At 57.5% G+C, this 21,157-nt stretch carries 18 protein-coding genes, 1 tRNA gene and 1 pseudogene; 12 read left to right on the top strand and 8 right to left on the bottom strand.

Annotated elements, in window-relative coordinates:
* Nucleotides 1-374: 374 nt before the first annotated feature.
* The 4 genes and pseudogenes from waaF to HMPREF2541_RS11680 all read left to right on the top strand — a co-directional run bounded on the left by waaF (nucleotide 375) and on the right by HMPREF2541_RS11680 (nucleotide 3,604).
* The gene (gene waaF, locus HMPREF2541_RS08290) at nucleotides 375-1,430 is read left to right on the top strand and encodes a lipopolysaccharide heptosyltransferase II (RefSeq protein ID WP_070543070.1); all 1,056 of its coding nucleotides are present in this window, start codon (nucleotides 375-377) and stop codon (nucleotides 1,428-1,430) included.
* Between the two features lie 2 nt (nucleotides 1,431-1,432).
* A complete protein-coding gene (locus HMPREF2541_RS08285; RefSeq protein ID WP_064086367.1) occupies nucleotides 1,433-2,743 on the top strand; it encodes an FAD-binding domain-containing protein in 1,311 nt (436 codons plus the stop codon).
* Between the two features lie 72 nt (nucleotides 2,744-2,815).
* Nucleotides 2,816-2,925 (top strand): annotated as a pseudogene (locus HMPREF2541_RS12425) (IS5/IS1182 family transposase); the annotation flags it as partial.
* Between the two features lies 1 nt (nucleotide 2,926).
* Nucleotides 2,927-3,604, top strand: a complete 678-nt coding sequence (locus HMPREF2541_RS11680) for a hypothetical protein (RefSeq protein ID WP_083296806.1) — start codon at nucleotides 2,927-2,929, stop codon at nucleotides 3,602-3,604.
* Here HMPREF2541_RS11680 and HMPREF2541_RS08280 read toward each other — a convergent pair.
* From HMPREF2541_RS08280 to ppsA, 5 genes are all read right to left on the bottom strand, one after another.
* Complete coding sequence (locus HMPREF2541_RS08280) at nucleotides 3,601-4,113, bottom strand: hypothetical protein (RefSeq protein WP_003823837.1); 513 nt, start codon at nucleotides 4,111-4,113, stop codon at nucleotides 3,601-3,603. The two genes, HMPREF2541_RS11680 and HMPREF2541_RS08280, sit on opposite strands and share 4 nt — an antisense overlap.
* Before the next feature lie 91 nt (nucleotides 4,114-4,204).
* Complete coding sequence (metG, locus tag HMPREF2541_RS08275) at nucleotides 4,205-6,274, bottom strand: methionine--tRNA ligase (protein ID WP_070543072.1); 2,070 nt, start codon at nucleotides 6,272-6,274, stop codon at nucleotides 4,205-4,207.
* Nucleotides 6,275-6,452: 178 nt separating this feature from the next.
* Nucleotides 6,453-7,535, bottom strand: coding sequence for a TerC/Alx family metal homeostasis membrane protein (locus HMPREF2541_RS08270; protein ID WP_070543063.1), 1,083 nt, complete (start codon nucleotides 7,533-7,535; stop codon nucleotides 6,453-6,455).
* Nucleotides 7,536-7,582: 47 nt separating this feature from the next.
* The gene (locus tag HMPREF2541_RS08265; protein ID WP_064083605.1) at nucleotides 7,583-8,026 is read right to left on the bottom strand and encodes a hypothetical protein; all 444 of its coding nucleotides are present in this window, start codon (nucleotides 8,024-8,026) and stop codon (nucleotides 7,583-7,585) included.
* Nucleotides 8,027-8,280: 254 nt separating this feature from the next.
* Nucleotides 8,281-10,674 (bottom strand): phosphoenolpyruvate synthase, encoded by a 2,394-nt coding sequence (gene ppsA, locus HMPREF2541_RS08260; protein WP_064083604.1) that lies wholly within the window; start codon nucleotides 10,672-10,674, stop codon nucleotides 8,281-8,283.
* Between the two features lie 165 nt (nucleotides 10,675-10,839).
* On the opposite strand from ppsA, the gene HMPREF2541_RS08255 reads away from it, so the two are divergent.
* From HMPREF2541_RS08255 to pncC, 5 genes are all read left to right on the top strand, one after another.
* Nucleotides 10,840-11,664, top strand: coding sequence for a posphoenolpyruvate synthetase regulatory kinase/phosphorylase PpsR (locus tag HMPREF2541_RS08255; protein WP_023887682.1), 825 nt, complete (start codon nucleotides 10,840-10,842; stop codon nucleotides 11,662-11,664).
* Between the two features lie 214 nt (nucleotides 11,665-11,878).
* Nucleotides 11,879-12,568 (top strand): pseudouridine synthase, encoded by a 690-nt coding sequence (locus HMPREF2541_RS08250; RefSeq protein ID WP_070543059.1) that lies wholly within the window; start codon nucleotides 11,879-11,881, stop codon nucleotides 12,566-12,568.
* A 205-nt stretch (nucleotides 12,569-12,773) separates the two neighbouring features.
* On the top strand, nucleotides 12,774-14,252 hold the full coding sequence (locus HMPREF2541_RS08245) for a mechanosensitive ion channel family protein (RefSeq protein WP_070543057.1): 1,479 nt from the start codon (nucleotides 12,774-12,776) through the stop codon (nucleotides 14,250-14,252).
* On the top strand, nucleotides 14,249-14,734 hold the full coding sequence (gene nudB / locus HMPREF2541_RS08240) for a dihydroneopterin triphosphate diphosphatase (RefSeq protein ID WP_070543054.1): 486 nt from the start codon (nucleotides 14,249-14,251) through the stop codon (nucleotides 14,732-14,734). Before HMPREF2541_RS08245 ends, nudB begins: the two co-directional genes overlap by 4 nt.
* A gap of 37 nt (nucleotides 14,735-14,771) precedes the next feature.
* Nucleotides 14,772-15,245, top strand: a complete 474-nt coding sequence (gene pncC, locus HMPREF2541_RS08235) for a nicotinamide-nucleotide amidase (RefSeq protein WP_023887686.1) — start codon at nucleotides 14,772-14,774, stop codon at nucleotides 15,243-15,245.
* A gap of 71 nt (nucleotides 15,246-15,316) precedes the next feature.
* On the opposite strand, the gene dcd is transcribed toward pncC, so the two are convergent.
* Together dcd and HMPREF2541_RS08225 are read right to left on the bottom strand one after the other, a co-directional pair.
* A complete protein-coding gene (dcd, locus tag HMPREF2541_RS08230; RefSeq protein ID WP_070543051.1) occupies nucleotides 15,317-15,883 on the bottom strand; it encodes a dCTP deaminase in 567 nt (188 codons plus the stop codon).
* 101 nt (nucleotides 15,884-15,984) lie between these two features.
* A complete protein-coding gene (locus HMPREF2541_RS08225) occupies nucleotides 15,985-16,884 on the bottom strand; it encodes a recombination-associated protein RdgC (RefSeq protein ID WP_070543048.1) in 900 nt (299 codons plus the stop codon).
* A 276-nt stretch (nucleotides 16,885-17,160) separates the two neighbouring features.
* Between HMPREF2541_RS08225 and HMPREF2541_RS08220 the strand changes: the two genes are divergently transcribed.
* A tRNA-Glu gene (locus HMPREF2541_RS08220) sits at nucleotides 17,161-17,236 on the top strand.
* A 217-nt stretch (nucleotides 17,237-17,453) separates the two neighbouring features.
* A complete protein-coding gene (locus HMPREF2541_RS08215) occupies nucleotides 17,454-18,464 on the top strand; it encodes a site-specific integrase (protein WP_070543046.1) in 1,011 nt (336 codons plus the stop codon).
* Between the two features lie 25 nt (nucleotides 18,465-18,489).
* Here the strand turns inward: HMPREF2541_RS08215 and HMPREF2541_RS08210 are convergent, their stop codons facing one another.
* The gene (locus tag HMPREF2541_RS08210) at nucleotides 18,490-18,777 is read right to left on the bottom strand and encodes a hypothetical protein (protein WP_064088930.1); all 288 of its coding nucleotides are present in this window, start codon (nucleotides 18,775-18,777) and stop codon (nucleotides 18,490-18,492) included.
* A gap of 81 nt (nucleotides 18,778-18,858) precedes the next feature.
* Here HMPREF2541_RS08210 and HMPREF2541_RS08205 point away from each other — a divergent pair.
* On the top strand, nucleotides 18,859-21,157 hold a 2,299-nt coding region (locus tag HMPREF2541_RS08205; protein ID WP_141744227.1), incomplete at its 3' end, for a TipJ family phage tail tip protein.

The raw sequence follows: 21,157 nt of genomic DNA, 5'->3' as shown, positions 1-21,157 counted from the left end.
AAATAAATTTTGCTTCCTAAGCCCCAAATTTAAACCAGTACAGCGTTGACTCGCCTTGCCGTAACGTGTGTACTGTCTGCGGATTGCCGCCTTGTCCTGATTTAAATTTAATCCACTATATATGGCTACCGCTCGTGCCCTCTTAAGCTTCTCCACAGGAATTCTCTGTTGCGGCAAATCAAAGCCGCCGGAGGCTACCTGAAAAATGCCTGCCTATTGTTCTCTAGCAAACCAACTTAACTTTCGCTACGGCGTTGGTTCGCTTGGTCGTACTCCTGTATTGTTTACGGCTTACTGCCTTGCATTGAAAGTCAATTTGGCTGGCTAGATAGCGAAAGGTCGATTCATTCGCTATATCCTGCCGACTCCTTGCCATGTCCAAAAATATCCTCATTATTTCCCCTTCTTGGATCGGCGACTGTGTGATGACGCAGCCGCTCTACCGCCGCCTGCACGAACTGCACCCCGGCTGCCGGATCGACGTATTCGCGCCCAAGTGGTCGATGGCTGTGTTCGAGCGCATGCCCGAAATCAACCAGATTTTGGAAAACCCCTTCGCCCATGGCGCATTGCGGCTGCGCGAGCGCTGGCGGCTGGGCAAAGAGCTGGCGCGGCGCGGCTATGACCAAGTGATCGTGTTGCCCGGCTCGTTTAAATCCGCGCTGATTGCCCGCGCCGGTGGCATCGCGCAGCGCACCGGCTATGTGGGCGAGAGCCGCTATCCGCTGCTCAACGACATCCGCAAGCTGGATAAGGCAGCACTGCTGCTGATGGCGGATCGTTACACCGCCTTGGCCTATCCGAAAGGCGTGCCGTTCGAACCGCGCCCCGGCGATTTCCCCCGCCTCGCCGTTTCCGCTGCCGCCAGCGAAGCCGCCATGCAGGCGCACGGTTTGGACAACGCCCGGCCGATCGCCGCCTTCTGCCCTGGTGCGGAATACGGCCCGGCCAAACGCTGGCCGCCGCGCCATTTTGCGGCGCTGGCCAAACGCTATGCTGCCGAAGACTATCAGATTTGGTTGTTTGGCTCGGCCAAAGACCATGAAACCGCCGAAGAAGTACAGCGGCTTTCAGGCAGCCTCTGCATCAATTTGTGCGGGCGAACCAGCTTATCCGAAGCCATCGATTTGCTCGCCCTAGCGCAAATCGTGGTGTGCAACGACAGCGGCCTGATGCACCTGGCTGCCGCGCTGAGCCGCCCGTTGGCTGCCGTGTACGGCTCGTCCAGCCCCGAGCATACCCCGCCCCTGAGCCTGCATGCGCAGGTGGTGAGCCTGCATCTTGAGTGCAGCCCCTGCTTCAAGCGCGAATGCCCGCTCGGCCACACCGACTGCCTCAATAAACTCGAGCCAGAATTGGTGCACCAAGCAGGCTGCCGTGCCATCTGCTCCCGCTTCCCCGAACAAATATCTGAAACTCCCGCAAAATGAGTGTGCCCACCACTTTAGTCTGGTTCCGCCAAGACCTGCGCACCGACGATCAGCCCGCTCTGCAAGCTGCCGCCCGTAGTGGCCGCCCGCTGCTTGGCTTGTATGTGTGGCCGAACGAAGGCATGCTCACGGCGCGGCGGCGCTATTTTATTTGGCAGAGCCTGCGCGATTTGCAGGCGCGGCTGGCCGAATGCGGTATTCCGCTGCATGTGCGCGAAGGCAACCCCGTGCAGGCGGTGGCCGAAACGGCGGCACATTGCCGCGCGGCGGAAGTAGTGTGCGCAAGCGACGGGGCTGGGCAGGGCGCATTACGCGCCGCGCTGGAAAAGCAGGGCTGCCGCCTGCACAGCGTGGCCGACGGACTGCTGCAACCGCCCTTCCAATTTATCCGTGCGCCGTATTTCAACGAACCGGCCTTTGCCGCGTTTCAGGTAGCCTGGCAGGCCGCGTGTGCCGAACAATATGCCGCTTGGCAAGCACCGGCTTGGCCGCCGCCGGATTTGGCCGCGCAGCAGCAAAGGCTACCTGAAAATCTGAAAACCGCCGCGCTGCCTGCCGTCCCCCGCGCCGTGCTCACCATTTCCGGCGGCGAAACCGCCGCCCGGCGGCAGTTGGCCGAGTTTTTGCCGCGCCTGCCGTATTACCCCGTGTTGCGCAGCCTGCCCGCCCAACACGGCAGCTCGCAGCTCTCGCCGCATCTGGTATTCGGCACGCTGTCGGTGCGCCGGGCGTGGGCGGCCGCTAGCAATACGCCCGATGCCGCTGCCTGGCAAGAAGCTTTGGCACGGCGAGAATTTTGGCGGCATTATTTCCGCCAATATCCCGATGTGCTGCGGCAAGACCTGCCCGAACACCGCGCCGCCGGGCAGGCCAACCAAACGCTGATGGCTGCTTGGCAGCAAGGCATAACCGGCTACCCGCTGGCCGATGCCGCCATGCGCCTGCTGCGCGACACCGGCTGGCTGCCACACAGCCTGCGCCGTTTCTGCGCTGCCTTTTTCTGCCGCGTGCTGGGCGGCCGCTGGCAGGATGGTGCTGGCTGGTTTGCCCGCCAGTTGTTGGATTTCGAGCCAGCTGCCAACAGCGGCAACTGGCAGCTGGCTGCCGGCTTGGGCGGCAAGCAGGTTGAGCGGCAGCCCTTCAACCCCGTGGTGTGGTCGCAAAAGCTCGATCCCGACGGCCAATTCATCCGCCGCCATCTGCCACAGTTGGCACACCTCGACAGCCGCCGTATCCACGCCCCGTGGCTGGCCGCGGCGGAAGTGAACACCAACGGCTACCCGGCGCCGGTAGTGGATTATCGGGCGCGCTAGGGTAGGGCGATGAAGAGGCTACCTGAAAAACGGTTAACTTCGTTGCCGCTTTCAGGTAGCCTCTGGCTTTGGCGTTATAGTGAATTAAATTTAAATCAGGACAAGGAGGCGAGCCGCAGACAGTACAGATAGTACGGCAAGGCGAGGCAACGCTGTACTGGTTTAAATTTAATTCACTATATAATGCCACCTTTTCACAACCAACGATTGTTTGCCATGTACCGATTGATGAGTGATGCCGCCAACCTGATGCGGCTGCGATTGCGCCCTGCCGAAGAATATACCTACCCGTTGCTGGATTGCTTAGGGGCGCTGGTGATGGTGGCTGCGGTGAATACTGCGATGCTCTCGCCCGTGTTGAACGGGCAATATGGCATGATAGCGTTTGTATTGAGCCTAAATTTGGTGAAATGGCCGGTGTTTGCCGGAGTGATGACCCGGCTGATGGGTGCGCTCGGCGGCCGTCGGCAATCTTTGTGGGGCTACACGCTGCTTACTGAAGTGCTCTCTTTGCCTGCTTTGTTGATTCTGTACGTACCCAGTCTGGCACTGTTGCTGCAAGTTTGGATGGCTTGGGCGTTTGCCGTGGGCGTGATGGGCTGCCCGCCTCTGCGGCGTGCGCCTGTGGCAGGTGTTGCTGGGCTATATTGCCAGTTTCTGCGCCCTGGTGGTAACGGCCATGGCGATTATGGTATTGTTTGCTGCAGCCGGCATCATCAATCAAACGCAGCTGGAGCAGAATATGCAGCGCTGGCAGCAGATAACCACACCGCAGCAGCAAAAATAAATCGTTGCTGGAGCATAGAGAAAGGCTACCTGAAAATTTCAGGTAGCTTTTTGCTTGGGGCGGATGCTGCTTAGCGGCCTTCTATCCGGCGGATGGCGGCATCCACTCTGGCACGGCGTGCGGCTTCCTCGGCGCGGGTTTGGCGCAGCAGTTCTGCGGCGGAGATGCCGCGTTTGGGCGCTTCTGCGGCAGCGTATTCGGCCATTTTGCTGTCGGCAAAGGCTTCCACTTGGCGGCGCAGGCGGTTGCGTTCGTCGCGCGTGTCGGCACAGAGCTTGCCTAGGTCGCTGTTGTGCGGACGGACTGTGCGGTTGGGGTTGGGAGAGCGCCTGGCTTGCTGGCGGCATTGGTCCGTTTTGGGGTGGTTAAATTGCAGTATTCTGGATAAGTCGTTGAAATAACGAGATGCTTCCGCATTATCCTGATAGCAGAGCGAACCGTTGGCCAAGGTACTGATGTCTTTGGTGAGCTGCTCACACTCATCGGCCAGCGAGGCATGGTTGGGATTGGGTGGGGTGTGAACGCAGGCAGACATGGCGAGGGCGGCCAGTAACAGCGGGAGGGCGAAGGTTTGGTTTGTCATGTTTATGCCTTTGGGAGCTTGTTGGAGAATGAAGTAGTGGGGAGCGTATCAGAAAAAGGCTACCTGAAATTTCAGGTAGCCTTTTTAGCATTTAGCCCACTTTGTCGCCCGGCTGTGCGCCTGCATCCACATCGAGGAGCTTCAGTTTCCCATCCGCCGTGGCGGCACTCAAAATCATGCCTTCGGATACGCCGAATTTTGCCATTTTGCGCGGGGCGAAGTTGGCGACGGCGATGACCATGCGGCCGTTCAATTCGGCGGGGTTGGGATAAGACGCGGCGATGCCGGAGAAGATGATGCGTTTTTCAAAACCGAAATCGAGGTCGAATTTCAGGAGTTTGGTGCTGCCTTCGACGGCTTCGCAATTCAATACTTTGGCGACGCGCATGTCGATTTTCATGAAGTCGTCGAAGCTTGCCTGTTCGGCGACTTTTTCGTATTGACTTTCTTCGGCGGCAGGCGCGGGGGTCGTCTGAATGCTTTGTTTGTTGGCTTCGATTAAATCGTCCACTTGTTTTTGCTCCACTCGTTGCATTAAATGTTCGTATTTGTTGATGGCGTATTCGCCCAAGGTTTCACGCGTGTTCGCCCAGGTAATCGCGTCCAGATTGAGGAAACGCGCGGCGTTTGCGGCGGTTTGCGGCAATACGGGGGCGAGGTAGGCGGTCAGCATGGTGAAGGCGTTGATGAGTTCGCTGCATACTTCGTGCAGGCGTTCGTCTTGACCTTCTTGTTTGGCGAGTTCCCACGGTTTGTTGGCATCGACGTATTCGTTCACGGCGTCTGCCAATGCCATGATGTCGCGCAGGGCGCGGGCGTATTCGCGGTTTTCGTATTGCTCGGCTATGTTGTCGCTTTCGGCAGCGAGTTTTGCCAGCAATGCGCTGCCTGAAACGTTTTTCAGACGACCTTCAAAGCGTTTGGCGATGAAACCTGATGCGCGTGCGGCGATGTTGACGTATTTGCCGACGAGGTCGCTGTTTACGCGGCTGATAAAGTCTTGCAGGTTCAAATCGATGTCTTCGATTTTGCTGTTGAGTTTGGCGGCGATGTAGTAGCGCATCCACTCGGGGTTCAGACCTTGTTCCAGATAGGATTTGGCGGTGATGAACGTGCCGCGCGATTTGGACATTTTTTGTCCGTCGACGGTCAGGAAGCCGTGTGCGTACACGCCGGTCGGGGCGCGGTGGCCGGAGAAATGCAGCATGGCGGGCCAGAACAGGGCGTGGAAATAGAGGATGTCTTTACCGATGAAGTGGTACATCTCGGTTTGGCTGTCGGCTTTGAAGTATTCGTCAAAATCGACGCCGATGCGGTCGCACAGGTTTTTAAACGAGGCCATGTAGCCGACGGGCGCGTCCAGCCAGACGTAGAAGTATTTGCCCGGCGCGTCGGGGATTTCGAAACCGAAATACGGCGCGTCGCGGGAAATGTCCCAGTCGGATAGGGTGGTTTCTTCGCCTTCGCCCAGCCATTCCTTCATTTTGTTGAGGGCTTCGGCTTGCAGATGGGGCTTGCCGTCGTGCGGGTTGTTGCCGGAAGTCCATGCTTTGAGGAAGTTGGCGCATTCGCCCAGTTTGAAGAAGAAGTGTTCGGATTCGCGCAATTCGGGTTTGCCGCCGGAAACGGCGGAATACGGGTTAATCAGTTCGGTCGGGGAATAGGTCGTGCCGCAGACTTCGCAGTTGTCGCCGTATTGGTCTTGGGCGTGGCATTTGGGGCATTCGCCTTTGACGAAGCGGTCGGGCAGGAACATTTGTTTTTCGGGGTCGAACAGCTGCTCGATGACGCGGCTCTCAATCTTGCCGTTGGCTTTCAGCGCGCGGTAAATCTGTTCGGAAAACTGTTTGTTTTCAGTGGAGTGGGTGCTGTAGTAGTTGCTATAGCCGATGTGGAAGCCGGTGAAGTCGGCGAGATGTTCTTCGCGCACTTTGGCAATCATGTCTTCGGGCGCAATGCCTTGTTTTTGCGCGGCAAGCATTACAGGCGTGCCGTGGGTGTCGTCGGCGCAGCAGTAGTGGCACTCGTGGCCGCGCAGTTTTTGGAAGCGCACCCAAACGTCGGTTTGGATGTGTTCGACCATGTGGCCGAGGTGGATGCTGCCGTTGGCATAGGGCAGGGCGGAGGTAACAAGGATTTTGCGTTGCGGTGATTTGGTCATGATTTGCGGTTTGTTGGAAAGATGGAAATGGGCGGTATTATGCCACAAAGGGCCTGCCCTTAGCAGACGCAAAGGCTACCTGAGAGGGTTTCAGGTAGCCTTTGGATTGTGGCGGGGCTACCTGAAATTGAGCTTTGCCGTGCTGAATTACAGCAGCGCTTTCAGGTAGCCTGTGTGCTTAGGGCTGTTTGTTTTGCTCTTCTGCTTTGTTTTTTTCCGGGAACACGAAAGAAGCGGCCACGCCCAAGGCCAGCATCACCAGCACCACCACCAGCGAGGCGTTGGGCGAAATTTCGTAGCCGTGTTGGAACAGGTGCTCGGAGGCGGAAAGCGCCAGTTTTACCGCGATAAAAAACAGCAGCGCCACCACGGCTTTTTCCAGGTGCACCAAATAGCCGCGCAGGGCTTCGAGCACGAAATACATGGTACGCAGGCCGAGGATGGCGAACATCATGGCGCTGTACACAATCAGCGGCTCTTTGGATACGGCAATCACCGCCGGTACGCTGTCGAAGGCAAACATCACATCGGAAATCTCGATAATGGCCAAACACAAAAACAGCGGTGTGGCCACCAGCGCGCCTTTTTTTACCAGCTGCGGGTGGTGTTGTTCCGGATGTTTCAGGTCTTCGCCGGCCGGCTCGAGGCGCACGTCGGGGTTTTGGCGGCAGGCTTCGGGGAGCTCGTGGCCGCGCAGGAAGAAATTGTGCCCGTGGAGGCGCGGCCATACCGGGAAGAAACGGTGCACCCAGCGGTAGGCCAGGTGTTCGGAGTAGTCTTCATTGGCTTCATCCTCTTCATCGCGGCGCAGCATCATGACACCCGTCCAGCCCACCACTACGGCAAATACGAGCTCCACATACGGCCCCAGCGCCATCAGGCCGGTACCGATGGCCACGAACACCATGCGGAACACAATCGCGCCGATGATGCCCCAATACAGCACACGGTGGCGGTAGGCCTCCGGGATTTTAAACCAGGAAAACACGGCCATAATCACGAATAGGTTGTCCACCGACAGCACTTTCTCCAGCGCATAACCGGTGAAAAACAAGCTGGCCGTCTCGCTGCCGTGGTGGAACCACAAATAGCCGCCGAACGCCAGCGACACCGCAATCCAAAACACCGACCACAGCGTGGCGCTTTTGAGCGACATGGGTTTGTCGCTGCGGTGGGCAAACAGATCGATGGCAATCGCGCCTACGGAGAGGACAACGAAAACGGCAACGGTTTCCAGCGGAAAGCCTAAATGGGTGGTCATGGGAGGGAATCCTTATGGTGGTGTGTACGGGCTACCTGAAAAACAGGCTATACCTGAACAAACATTTTGTAATACTCAATCTCGCTGCGTGCAAACGCAATGGCTATGCGGTCTTCGCCTTTGGGGATTTTCTTGCCGCCCATACCGCCGATGCACACGCCCAAGTCGGGAATAGTGAGGTAGTATTTGTCTTCCACATAATCGTATTGCTCTTTCCAGGCGGCAATGCTTTCAGCAGAGAACACGGGCAGGCCGTTTAGCGTGGGATTGGTGTGTTTGTTGCAGATAATGGCCTTCAGCTTTTTGCCCTGATTTTCATATATCAGCTCGCAGGCGGAGCGGTATTCGGTGGTTTGGCGCAGGATGTTGTCGATTAGGATTTTCGAGGCCTCGCCCCATTCTTGGTTGATGCTGTCGAACGTAGCATCCAAGTGGAATATTTCCGAGTTGGTGCGTACCGATTCGAAGGGGGTGATGATGAAATTGTTCATATCAGGCAAGTTCTTCTGATTAGGCGTGGGGTGATGCAGAGGCTACCTGAAATTTCAGGTAGCCTGTTGCGATGCGGCATTGTAATTCATGCTGCCTGCGGCGGCAGTAAAATTTGCATATTGCTGCAAAATGCAGCACGGCTTGCCTTCTATACGGGCGGGCAAAGTGTAATTGAGGCTACCTGAAAACCCCGCTGTGTAAAAATAGCTGCGGGTGTTTTCAGGTAGCCTTTGCTATGGCTGTCTAGCCGGGCTTACTGCTTGGGTGCCAGCTCTTTGGCCAGATAGAGCCAGGTTTCAATCACGGTATCCGGGTTCAACGAAATGGTTTCGATGCCTTGTTCAACCAGCCATTTGGCGAAGTCGGGGTGGTCCGACGGGCCTTGGCCGCAGATGCCGATGTATTTGTTCAGCTTGCGGCAGGCTTTGATGGCCAGGTGCAGCATCACTTTCACTGCCGGATCGCGCTCGTCGAAGGTGCCGGCAATCGGGCCGCCGCTGTCGCGGTCTACGCCGATGGTGAGCTGGGTCATGTCGTTGGAGCCGATGGAGAAGCCGTCGAAGTATTTCAGATACTGCTCGGCCAGGATGGCGTTGGTGGGCAGTTCGCACATCATAATCAGGCGCAGGCCGTTTTTGCCGCGTTCCAGGCCGTTTTCTTTCAGTGCTTTCACCACGGCTTCGGCTTCATGCAGGGTGCGCACGAAGGGAATCATGATTTCCACGTTGGTGAGGCCCATTTCGTCGCGCACATATTTCAGGGCGCGGCATTCGAGCGCGAAGCACTCTTTGAAATCGGGCGAAATGTAGCGGGCGGCGCCGCGGTAGCCGAGCATGGGGTTTTCTTCGTGCGGCTCGTAGATATTGCCGCCGAGCAGGTTGGCGTATTCGTTGGATTTGAAGTCGGACATCCGCACAATCACCTTTTTCGGATAGGCGGAGGCGGCGATGGTGGCGATGCCTTCGGCCAGTTTGTCCACGTAGAAATCCACCGGTGAGGCGTAGCCGGCGATGCGCTCGTTAATCTGCGCCTGCAGTTCGGCATCTTGGCGGTCGAATTCAAGCAGGGCGCGCGGGTGGATGCCGATTTGGCGGTTGATGATGAACTCCATACGTGCCAGGCCGATGCCTTCGCTGGGCAGGCTGGCAAAGCCGAAGGAGAGCTCGGGGTTGCCCACGTTCATCATGATTTTCACCGGCGAAGCAGGCATGTTGTCCAGCGCCAAATCAATCACTTCCACTTTCAGTAGGCCATCGTAAATCAGGCCGGTGTCGCCCTCGGCGCAGGATACGGTTACGTTTTGGCCGTGGGTGAGCACATCGGTGGCATCGCCGCAGCCCACTACTGCCGGAATGCCCAATTCGCGGGCGATAATGGCAGCGTGGCAGGTGCGGCCGCCGCGGTTGGTCACGATGGCGGAGGCGCGTTTCATCACCGGTTCCCAATCCGGGTCGGTCATGTCGGTTACCAATACGTCGCCGGGCTGCACTTGGTCCATTTCGGCGGCGCTTTTAATCAGGCGTACGGTGCCTTGGCCGACTTTCTGGCCGATGGCGCGGCCTTCGCACAATACGGCAGATTTGTTTTCGATACGGTAGCGGCGCAGGGTGCTGTTGCGTTCTTCCTGCGATTTCACGGTTTCGGGGCGGGCCTGCAGGATGTAGAGCTTGCCGTCCAAGCCGTCGCGGCCCCATTCGATGTCCATCGGGCGGCCGTAGTGTTCTTCGATAATCAGCGCGTATTTGGCCAATTCGGTGATTTCTTCGTTGCTGATGGAGAAACGTTTGCGTTCGGCTTCGTCCACATCTACCACCTGTACGGATTTGCCGGTTTCGGCGGTATCGGTGAACACCATTTTAATCAGTTTGGAACCCATGGTTTTGCGCAGGATGGCAGGGCGGCCGGCGCGCAGGGTGGGCTTGTGTACATAGAATTCGTCGGGGTTTACCGCGCCTTGCACCACGGTTTCGCCCAGGCCGTAGGAGGCGGTTACGAACACCACTTGGTCGAAGCCGGATTCGGTGTCGATGGTGAACATCACGCCGGAAGCGCCGCTGTCGGAGCGCACCATGCGCTGCACGCCGGCGGAGAGGGCCACCACGTCGTGCTCGAAACCTTTGTGCACGCGGTAGGAGATGGCTCGGTCGTTATAGAGCGAGGCAAACACGTGGTGCATCGCTTCTTTCACGTTTTCCAGGCCTTGGATATTCAGGAAGGTTTCCTGTTGTCCGGCAAAGGAGGCATCGGGCAAGTCTTCGGCGGTGGCGGAAGAACGCACGGCCACGGAAATTTGGTCGGTGCCCGCATCGGCCACCAGTTTGTCCCATGCGGCTTTGATGTCGGCTTCCAGCTCGGCGGGGAAGGGGGTGTCCAAAATCCATTGGCGGATTTGCGCGCCCACGCGTGCCAGCTCGACCACATCGTCTACATCCAGCCCGGCCAGCGCGGCGGAAATGCGCTCATTCAAGCCGTTGTGCGACAAAAATGCGCGGTAGGCTTCGGCCGTGGTGGCAAAGCCGCCGGGCACGCGCACGCCTTTTTCAGCCAACTGGCTGATCATTTCGCCCAAGGAGGCGTTTTTGCCGCCCACCTGTTCTACGTCGGTCATACGCAGATTTTCAAACCAGATTACATTCTTGCCAGACATGATTCTATTCCGTCCTGTGGGTAGTTAAGGGAAAACGGCGGTATTGTAGCCGTTGGCTGTATTTCTGTCATGGGCTACCTGAAACTTGAATCACAAAAGCTGCTAAAATAAGCCGTTTTCAAACCTGTTTACTCATCCCATTAAGGCTACCTGAAAGGAATAATCATGCCTCCCTGCACACGACACGCCATCTTTATTTCCGACCGCACCGGCCTCACCGCCGAGGGTATGGGCGATGCCCTGCTCAACCAGTTCGACGACATTGAATTCAAACGCTTCACCTATCCCTTTATCGACACCCCCGAGAAAGCCGAGCGCGTGGTGGCCGAAGTGAATAAAATTGCCGACGGCTGCAACCTGCGCCCCATTATCTTCACCAGCATCGTGAGCGAAGACATCCGCCACATCATCCGCAACTGCAACGGCCTGCACCTGAGCTTTTTCGATGCCTTCATCAACAAACTGGAAGAAGAGCTCGGCACCCAGGCCGTGTTGCAAGTGGGGCGCACCCACGGCATCCAAAACACCGAGCGCTACGACGCCCGCATGGAAGCCGTAAACTTCTCGCTCAACCACGACGATGGCGTATCCGCCAAAGACCTCGCCGATGCCGACGTGATCCTCATGGGCGTATCCCGCAGCGGCAAAACCCCCACCTGCCTCTATCTCGCCCTGCAGTACGGCATCCGCGCCGCCAACTATCCGCTCACTCCCGATGATTTGGACAGCACAGACCTGCCGCGCATGGTGAAGCCCTTCAAATCCAAAATCTTCGGCCTCACCATCGACCCCGCCCGGTTGCACCATATCCGCACCGAGCGCCGCCCCAACTCCCAATACGCCAGCCCGGAAAACTGTCGGCGCGAAGTGAACGAGGCCGAATCCATGTTCCGCCAGCATGGCATTCCCTACACCAGCACCACCCATAAATCGGTGGAAGAGCTGGCCGCCGGCATCATGCTCGCCTGCAAACTGCAACGGCGCACATAAGCTGCACTACGGCAATATTAAGAGGCTACCTGAAAACATGGCTTACCGTTTTCAGGTAGCCTTTTATATGGCAGCTTGCTTACTGGCTGGTGTTATCGTGCCAATCAGGCTTGGCCTTGCCTTTATTGGTTTTCAGGTAGCCTCCAAACGGCGGACAGCTAGGCTGCCAAGCTGCTTTGCTATAATCCCGCATCTAATCCACGATCCGCCCATCATGCAACTCATCAAATACCTGCAAGCCCAAGGCATTGGCAGCCGCAAGCAATGCCGCCAGCTGGTTGAACAAGGCCGCATTGAGATTAACGGCGAAACCGCTGAACAGCCCGCAGCCGAAATCGAGCCCGCCCAAGTGCAGTACCTCGCCATCGACGGCGAAGAGATTGCCGTTATTCCCCTGCCGCACTACTACATCCTGCTGCACAAGCCCGCCGGTTATGAAACTTCGCACAAACCGCGCGACTACCCCAGCGTGTTTTCCCTGCTGCCCGACCATATCCGCGCCACCGAGCCGCAAGCCATCGGCCGGCTCGATGCCGACACCACCGGCGTGCTGCTCATCACCAACGACGGCGCGTTCAACCACCGCCAAACCTCGCCCAAACACCATGTGGCCAAACTCTACCGCGCCACGCTCAAGCACCCGGCCGACGAAAGCCTGTGTGCCGCCTTGCGCCAAGGCGTGCTGCTGCACGACGACAACGAAACCGTATCCGCTGCCGCGGCCGAATTGGAAAACCCGCACAGCCTGCTGCTCACCATCACCCAGGGCAAATACCACCAGATAAAACGCATGGTGGCCGCTGCCGGCAACCGCGTGGAAGCCCTACACCGCCTGCGTTTTGGCGATTGGGAATGTGAGGATTTGCCGCCGGGGCAATGGCGCTTTATCCAGCCCGAGGATTGAGTGGCTCGGGTACTGGAGGCTACCTGAAACATTGTTGGGGCGGGTTGGGTACCCGCCCGTTTGCTGACTGGATAGCTGGGTGGCTCGGTGTGCTATGCCGATATTTAGTTGCGCTACTTTTCAGGTAGCCTTCCCCAGCCGCCATATGAAGCCCTGCCGTTTGCCTATATAATCGCCGCCATCACACACCACACGGAAAATCATTATGCTTCCTTTGCTCACTGCCGCCACCAATGCCGATTGGCTCGACCAACTCGGCAACAATCTGCACACCTTTTTGCTCAGCCTGTTTTCGCGTGAGGAATTTGGGCTGAACCAGCTGCTCGGCAGCTTATCCAAAACGCTTGGTTGGGTGGATTTGGTGTTGGCGTTGGCTTTGCTGGTGGGGGCGTATTTCCTCTCCGGCCGGCTGCTGGGCAAGATGCCGGCGGAAGACGGCAAGCCGCATTTTTTGCGCCATATCGGGCGCCGCATTGCTTGGCCGCTGTTGATGCTGCTGGGCGGGGCGTTGGCTTTGGGCGGCTGGTTTGCCTTTTTCGGGGCAACGGCGGTGTGGCTGCGCCTGCTGGTGATGGCGGCGCGTTGGATGATTTTGATTCGGGTGGTGCTGGCGGTGTTTCATTCGGCGATTCCAGCCAACCGTTTTTCCGAGCGGATGGAATCTTCGCTGGCTGCTGCGCTGTGGGTTGCGTTTCTGCTGTGGGCTTCGGGCATTGACGATTTGATTCTGGCCTGGCTGCGCGGCTTGCAGTTTTCAGTGGGTTCGGCGCGGCTTTCGCTGTATACCGTGCTCACCGGATTGTTGTGGGTAGGCGTGATGCTGGTGGGCGCGATGTGGCTGTCGCGCTATATCGATGCGCGGCTCAAGGGCAGCACGCGGCTGGATCCGAACCTGCAAATCGTGCTTTCCAAACTGACGCGCACGCTGCTTTTGGTGTTGTCGGTGTTGATTGCGCTGCCGCTGGTGGGCATTGATTTAACCGTGCTTTCCGTGTTCGGCGGCGCATTGGGCGTGGGCTTGGGCTTCGGCTTGCAGAAGATTGCCAGCAATTATGTGTCGGGATTCATTATTTTGGGCGACCGCTCGGTGCGCCCGGGCGACCGGCTCACGGTAAACGGCTTCACCGGCTACGTGACGCAAATCACTTCCCGCTTCGTGGTGCTGCGTAGCGGCAACGGGCAGGAGGCGCTGATTCCGAACGAAACCTTCATCACCTCCACCGTGATCAACGAATCCTACACCGGCAAATCTCTGTGGCAGAGTTTAGACGTTCAGGTAGCCTACCATACCGATCTAACCCAAGCGATTGAGATTTTGCAGGAAGCCGCCGCCGCACAGGAGCGCGTGAAGACCGATCCGCCGCCTAAGGCATATTTGATTGATTTTGCGGACAACGGCATCAATCTGCGGCTCGGCTTTTGGGTGCGCGACCCCGAAAACGGCTTTCTCGGCCTCAGTTCGGCCATTTTGCTCACCGTGTGGCGGCGGTTTAACGAAGAAGGCATCGAATTCCCCTTCCCGCAGCGTGAAGTGCGCATTTTGAACCAAGACCTCTCGCCCGATGCCGCCGCCCTGCTCAAAGCCGGCTATCAGGCGCAGGGCGATACCGCCTCCGACGAATTCGCCAACGCCAATCCCGAGCCGGCCGAGCCATCGGAAAGCCAAGAGGACGCCCGGTCATGAATCGCCCCGCCTATAAGCGCCCGGAATCCGTGCTCGTGGTGCTGCACGACGGGCAAGGCCGTGCCCTGATGCTTGAGCGCGTGTCTCCACCCGGCTTTTGGCAATCCGTAACCGGCAGCCTGGAAGAAGGCGAAACCCCGTTTGCCACCGCCCTGCGCGAAGTGGCCGAAGAAACCGGCATCCTGCTCTCGCCGGAAGAGCTCAAAGACTGGCACACGCAAAATGAATACGAAATCTACGAACACTGGCGCCACCGCTACGCCCCCGGCGTTACCCGCAACACCGAACACGTCTTCTCCGCCCGCATTCCCGCTGCTAGCCCCGTACGCCTCTCTGCGCGCGAACATTGCACCCACCGCTGGCTGCCGCTGGCCGAAGCCGCCAGTCTTGCTTTTTCCCCTTCCAACCGCGAAGCATTGTTGCGTCTGGCCGCCGAAACCGAAGGCAGGCTACCTGAAAAATTGACTGCCCCACCGCTTTGATAGATGATGGCAGTCATTACCCCAAACGAGCTCTGTTATGGATACCCTGCTGCAAGAAGTTACCCAACAACTCGCCCAACGCGGCGAAACCATCACCTGCGCCGAATCCTGTACCGGTGGCCTGCTCGCCGCTGCACTCACCCGCCTGCCCGGCAGCTCCGCCTGGTTTGAAACCGGCTTCGTCACCTACAGCAACCACGCCAAACAGCAGCTCCTCAACGTGAACGCCGCCACCCTCAGCCACTACGGCGCGGTGAGCGAAGAAACCGTGCGCGAAATGGCACTGGGCGCACTCATCGCCACCAAGGCTGATTACGCAATCAGTATTTCCGGCATCGCCGGCCCCGATGGCGGCAGCGAAGACAAACCCGTGGGCACGGTTTGGTTCAGCCTCGCCACCAAACAGCGCATCTGGGCCAAAGAGCAGCACTTCGAAGGCGACCGCGAAGCCATCCGCACCCAAGCCGTGCGCTTTGCCCTGATGCTGATGAAAAAGTATTTGGAGCGATAGGCCGGCAGGGTTGATGGGAATGGAAAAGGCTACCTGAAAATTTCAGGTAGCCTTGATTCATGCTGTCAGCCTTACGCCTTGGGCAGGGTAACGCCGGTTTGCCCCATGTATTTGCCTTTGCGGTCTTTATAAGAAGTTTCGCACACTTCGTCGCTCTCGAAGAAGAGGACTTGCGCCACGCCTTCGCCGGCATAGATTTTGGCTGGCAGCGGCGTGGTGTTGGAGAATTCCAGCGTTACATAGCCTTCCCATTCCGGCTCGAACGGGGTCACGTTCACGATAATGCCGCAGCGCGCGTAGGTGGATTTGCCCAGGCACACGGTGAGCACGTTGCGCGGGATGCGGAAATATTCCACCGTGCGCGCCAGCGCGAAGGAATTGGGCGGGATGATGCAGCAGTCGTCTTCCACGGTCACGAAGTTTTTCGGGTCGAAGTTTTTCGGATCGACGATGGTGCTGTTGATGTTGGTGAAGATTTTGAATTCGTTGGCGCAGCGGATGTCGTAGCCGTAGCTGGATGTGCCGTAGGAAATAATGCGGCGGCCGTCTTGCTCTTTAATTTGCTTGGGCTCGAACGGCTCGATCATGCCATGCTCTTCGGCCATGCGGCGTATCCACTTGTCGGATTTGATGCTCATGGTGTTTGTCCTGGTTTGGGGTTGGTTGAAGGCTACCTGAAAGCGCAGCTGAAGTTTTCAGGTAGCCTTTTGGTACGGCAGGCTACCTGAAAAATGGGTATTTAATCCTGCCAGCCGCCTAGAAGCGATACTAATTCCTGCAGCAGGGTGGAGAGCGCTTCGGCCATCAGGATTTGCGAGGCAAAGGCCAGGCTGGCGGCATCGTCGCCGTGGCTTTCGGCCTCTTCCTGCAATACATCAAGATATTGGATGCGTTTGAGCGTGAAATCCTGGGTGAGCACGAAGGCAATCTGATCACGCCACACGAGGCCGAGCTGGGTAACGGTTTTGCCGGTTTTCACGTGCTGCACCACTTCGTCGGCGGTCAAATCTTGTTTCGACACGCGCACGGTGGGCGCGGCATCGCCCGTGCCTTTGAGTTCGCACATATCATCCAGCTCGAAGCCGCCGCCGCAATCACCTTGCAGCAGCCATTCGGTCATCAGCGAAGAGGGCGATTGTTTGGTGTTCGGCAGCTTGGCTTCAAGCCCGCCCAAGGCTTCGCGCAGCTTGGCCAGCAGGTTTTCCGCACGGGTAGCCGAGGCTTGGTTCACCAGCAGGAAACCGCTGCGCGTGTCGCACACGGCCTGCGTTTTGCTGCTGCGGGTGAAGGCTCGGGGCAGCAGGTCGTCGGTGATTTGTTCTTTGAGCTCCTGCTTTTCTTTGCGCCCCACGGTGCGCGCTTCGGCTTCTTGGATTTCGGCGATTTTGTCGTCCAAAATCTCGCGGATCACGCCGGCGGGCAGCACTTTTTCGGATTTCTTCAGCGCCACGCTCCAAGTGAAATCGGCAGGAAACACCAATTCCGGCGAAAACCCTTCCGGCGGGGCAAAGCCTTCGCCAAACCAGTCCAAACCCTGCGGCGGGGCAAATTCGGCCTCTTGCAGCTTGGCGGACAGGGTTTCCAAATCCGGCAGTTTGTCTTTGTTTAGGGGATAAAAGCTGACTTGTTTAAACCACATTTTGCTTATTGTTTCTATCTGTTTCAAAGCGCGGCATTATACCGCCAATCTGACCAGTTTGCCGTTTCCACCAAAACTTCCCGCACAGACTTGCTTTTGCCAAAGGCTACCTGAAAACGTGAGCTTCAATAAAGTGAAAACCAAGGCTATACAAAGTGAAGGTATGGTGTCTGCGAAGCCCAAGTGCCCGCCTCCATGTAAATTCAAAACAGCCCATGCCTTACTGCCACTTGACAGTGCTTTTTGCATCGGTATAATGCGCGCTCTTTCCCGCATGCGCCCATCGTCTAGAGGCCTAGGACACTGCCCTTTCACGGCGGCAACCGGGGTTCGAATCCCCGTGGGCGTGCCAGTTTCTATTAGCCTGCAACCTGAAAAGGTGCAGGCTAATTTCATTTTATCTTTATAATTCAATCGCATATTTCAATTTCTGGCTATTCATAGCCAGCTCTTGCTTTGCCTATTATTTATGCTTTTTTGCTTCTGTTTTGGTCTGTTTATGCCTATAATTGCAACGGATTTGCAACGCAATTTGCAACGGCGTTGCAACGGCTCGGAGGTAAAAAGCAATGGCATCTATCCGCAAAAAATCTAACGGTATGTGGCTGGCGCAGGTGCGGCGGGTGGCTCGGGATGGGCTGCCGGCGCTAAACCGCTCGGCTTCGTTTCCGCGCAAGGCGGAGGCGGAGGCTTGGGCGGCGAAAATCGAAAATGAGTGGCGCACGCTGCGCTTTGGTGGCGCGCCGAATGTGCCGTTTTCGGAGGTGTTGGAGCGGTATAAAAACGAGGTATCGGTGCACAAGCACGGCTGGCGCAATGAAACTAATATCATCAACCGTGTTCTGCGCACGCCATTGGCGGAGGTGCGGCTGCCGCATTTGTCGGAGCTGCAGTTTCAGGCTTGGGCAGATGAGCGCAAAAAAGAGGTGAGCACGGCCACGCTGCGGCGGGAGTGGGTGTTGCTGTCTAATGTGTTGACGGTGGCATCTAAGCAATGGCGCTGGCTACCTGAAAACTTTATGCAGCGGTTGGATAAACCTGCAGATGGGTTGGCTCGCACGCAGCGGGTAACGGATGAGGATGCGGCGGCGGTGGCGTTTGCGGGCGGTTATACGCCTGACTGCGTACCGAGCGCGCGCACGCAGCGGGCGGCAGCAGCGTTTTATTTCGCACTGGAAACGGCGATGCGGGCGGGAGAAATTGTGATGCTGACGTGGGATTGTGTGTTTTACGACCGGCGCTATGTGCATATCCCGCTTACCAAAAACGGCCACCCGCGCAATGTGCCGTTAAGCAGCAAGGCAATGGCAATTTTGCGGCAGATGGAAGAGGTGCGTGAAAATGCTTTTGTGTTTAATATCACCAGCGGCTCGCTGGATGCGCTGTTTCGCAAGCTCAAGCGGCGCAGCTTGCTGGAAAACCTGCATTTTCATGATGCGCGGCGTGAGGCATTGACGCGGCTAGCCAAGATATATTCGCCGATGGAGCTCGCTAAGATTTCGGGGCACCGTGATTTGCGGATTTTGCTTAATACCTACTACGCGCCCACGGTGGAGGATTTGGCGGATAAGCTGAAATAAGGAAAGCGGCCGATTGGCCGCTTGTTTATTGCTGTCTGCATGATTTGATGTATTTCACCACGTCGCCTGCTATCCAGCGGCGGTTTTTTTTGCCGCTGCCGCGCTGGCGTTTTTCAGGGTCAACTGGCGCGGGAAAATCGGGGCGGCAGACGATTTTGTTGTAGGTGTGGCTGTAAGAGTAATTCATCATTTCCGCAATATCGGCGGTATCGATCAGGATAGCCGAATCTTCGGTGAGCCCTGCCAGCCTGCCGCGCTGCTGATTATTATGCAGCTCCTGCACCATTGATAGGATGGTTTTAATCTCGTTCATGTTTTACCTCTGGTTCCGCTGCGCGGGTTTGCCAACGGCAACGATGCGCCGTTTAAAAGCGTGTTCTTCAACGATACGCCGGTGCAGAATCCGGACGGCAGCTACAACTTTAAAGGCGTAACGGCGGTATTCCAGCGCGGCACGCCCGACCAATCCTATATTCCTGGCTGGGAGAGCGTAGAGCGCACGGTATCGGTGTCTAATCCGGTAAAAAACCAAAGCCCGGTTATCCGCACCGTATCCGACAGCGGCCCGACCCGATTGCGGGTAACGGTGGGGGTGGAGCGCAATGCGGCGATACAGGATAACGGCGATACGCTGCCGGCGAATACGGCATTGATTATCCAGCTGGTAAATGATGACGGCGTGCAGCAGCATCGGCAGGTGAACTTTACCGAGAAGGGCAGCGGTGCGTTTTACCATGACGAGGTGTTTGAGCGGCTGCCGAAAGCGCCGTTTTCCATCAAGGTTTCCCGCCCCACGCCGGACAGCAACAGCGACAAAATCCAAAACAGCACCTTTTTTGCCAGCTATGTGGAAATTACGGATGCCAAACTGTGCTATCCGTTTACCGCGCTGGCGGCCTTGAGCATCGATTCTGACCAGTTCGGCGGGCAGAATCCACGCCGCAATTACCTGATTCGCGGCATCGAGGTGCAAGTGCCCTCTAATTACGACCCGGAAACCCGTGCTTACACGGGGCTGTGGGATGGCAGTTTTAAAACCGCTTGGACGAATAACCCGGCGTGGGTGTTTTACGATTTGGTACAACAAGAGCGCTATTCATCGCTGGCCTTGCGTCTGGCGCCGGAAGACATCGACAAATGGAGCCTGTATCAGGTAGCCCGTTATTGTGATGAGATGGTGCCGGACGGCTTCGGCGGGCTGGAGCCGCGCTTTACCTGCAATGCTTACCTGACCGACCGGCGGCAGGCAGGCGAGCTGCTTACCGAATTGGCGAGCGCCTTTTGCGGGATGCCGCTGTGGAATGGTAACCAGCTGTCGGTATTGTTGGATCAGGGCGGCGACCCGGTGGCGCAGTACGACAACAGCAATGTGGTGGACGGGCAGTTTGCCTACAACGGCGTGGCGCTGAAATCCACCTATACCGCTGTGTTGGTGCGTTTTGCCGACAAATACGACAGCTACCGCAGCAAAACCGAATATGTGGCCGATCCGGAGGCGGTGGCGCGTTACGGCCTGAATATCCAGTCGGTAACCGCGTTCGGCTGCACCACACGCGGGCAGGCGGTGCGTTACGGGCAATGGATACTGCAAACCGGGCTGCGCCAGCAGGATGCGGTGTCGTTTACCGTGGGGCGCGAAGGGCTGAAGCACCTGCCCTACGACATCATCCAAATCGCCGACAACCACTTTGCCGACGCACAGCTGGGCGGGCAGGTGTTGGCGGTGAGCGGCCGGGTGGTTACTCTTGACCGCACCATCACGGAGAACCTGGCTGGTTGGTGGTTCCAATACCTTGCGCTCGAGCAAAACGCACAAGGCGAAACGGTGCCGAAGCATTACAGCCTGAAAGTGGCATCACAGCCGCAGCCTAATCAGCTGCTGTTGGATGGCGACCCGGCAGGGCTGGGTTACGACGACCATTGGGCTTTGTCCGGCAAGGTGGTACCGCGCCAGTATCGGGCGGTAAGCATCAAGGAAAATACCGATGATGGCACGTACACCATTACCGCCTTGCGGCATGACCCGACCAAATACGCGGCGGTGGACAACAGCGCACTGTTTGAGTCAGGGGCAACCACCAAATACGGCCGCCAGCCGCAGCTCGGCAACAGTAACTTATCCACCAACGGGCGGGATTTGACCCTAAGCTGGGAAAACCTGAGCGCCGACGGGCAGGTGGTGAGCTACGACATCAAGATTTTTAAAGACGGCCGGCTGTGGCGGCATATTCCGGATGCGCCCAGTGCCGAAATCAGCCTGCAAGGGCTGCCTAACGGCGATTATCGCGCTGAAATCCGGGGCCGCACCGCGCGTGGCGTGCTGTCTAAACCGCTGGAAAAAGCTTGGAGCCTGAACTACACCATTACCGGGGTGCGGCCCACGCCCAAGCTGTTTGCCATCGGCCTAAATTGGACGCTGCCCAGCCCGCTGCTGGCGGAAGCACACACTGAAATCCGCTACGGCAGGAGCAACAATTTTAATCAGGCAATGCCGCTGGCGAAACTGCCGGCACCGCAGACTGACTACCAGCTCACCAACGTCAAGACCGGCGAGCATTGGTATTTCTGGCTGCGACTGGTGGACAGCGCCGGGCTGGCTGGAGAATGGACGGCGCCGGTGGACGGGGTATGCAGTGATGACCCATCCCTGCTGCTCGAGCAGCTGAAAGGCAAAATCGGCAAAGAGCAGTTTG

Source organism: Eikenella sp. HMSC061C02 (assembly GCF_001809035.1).
GTDB classification, from domain to species: domain Bacteria; phylum Pseudomonadota; class Gammaproteobacteria; order Burkholderiales; family Neisseriaceae; genus Eikenella; species Eikenella corrodens.
The sequence above is the reverse complement of the archived record's forward strand: the minus strand, read 5'-3'. Positions and strand labels throughout refer to the sequence as shown.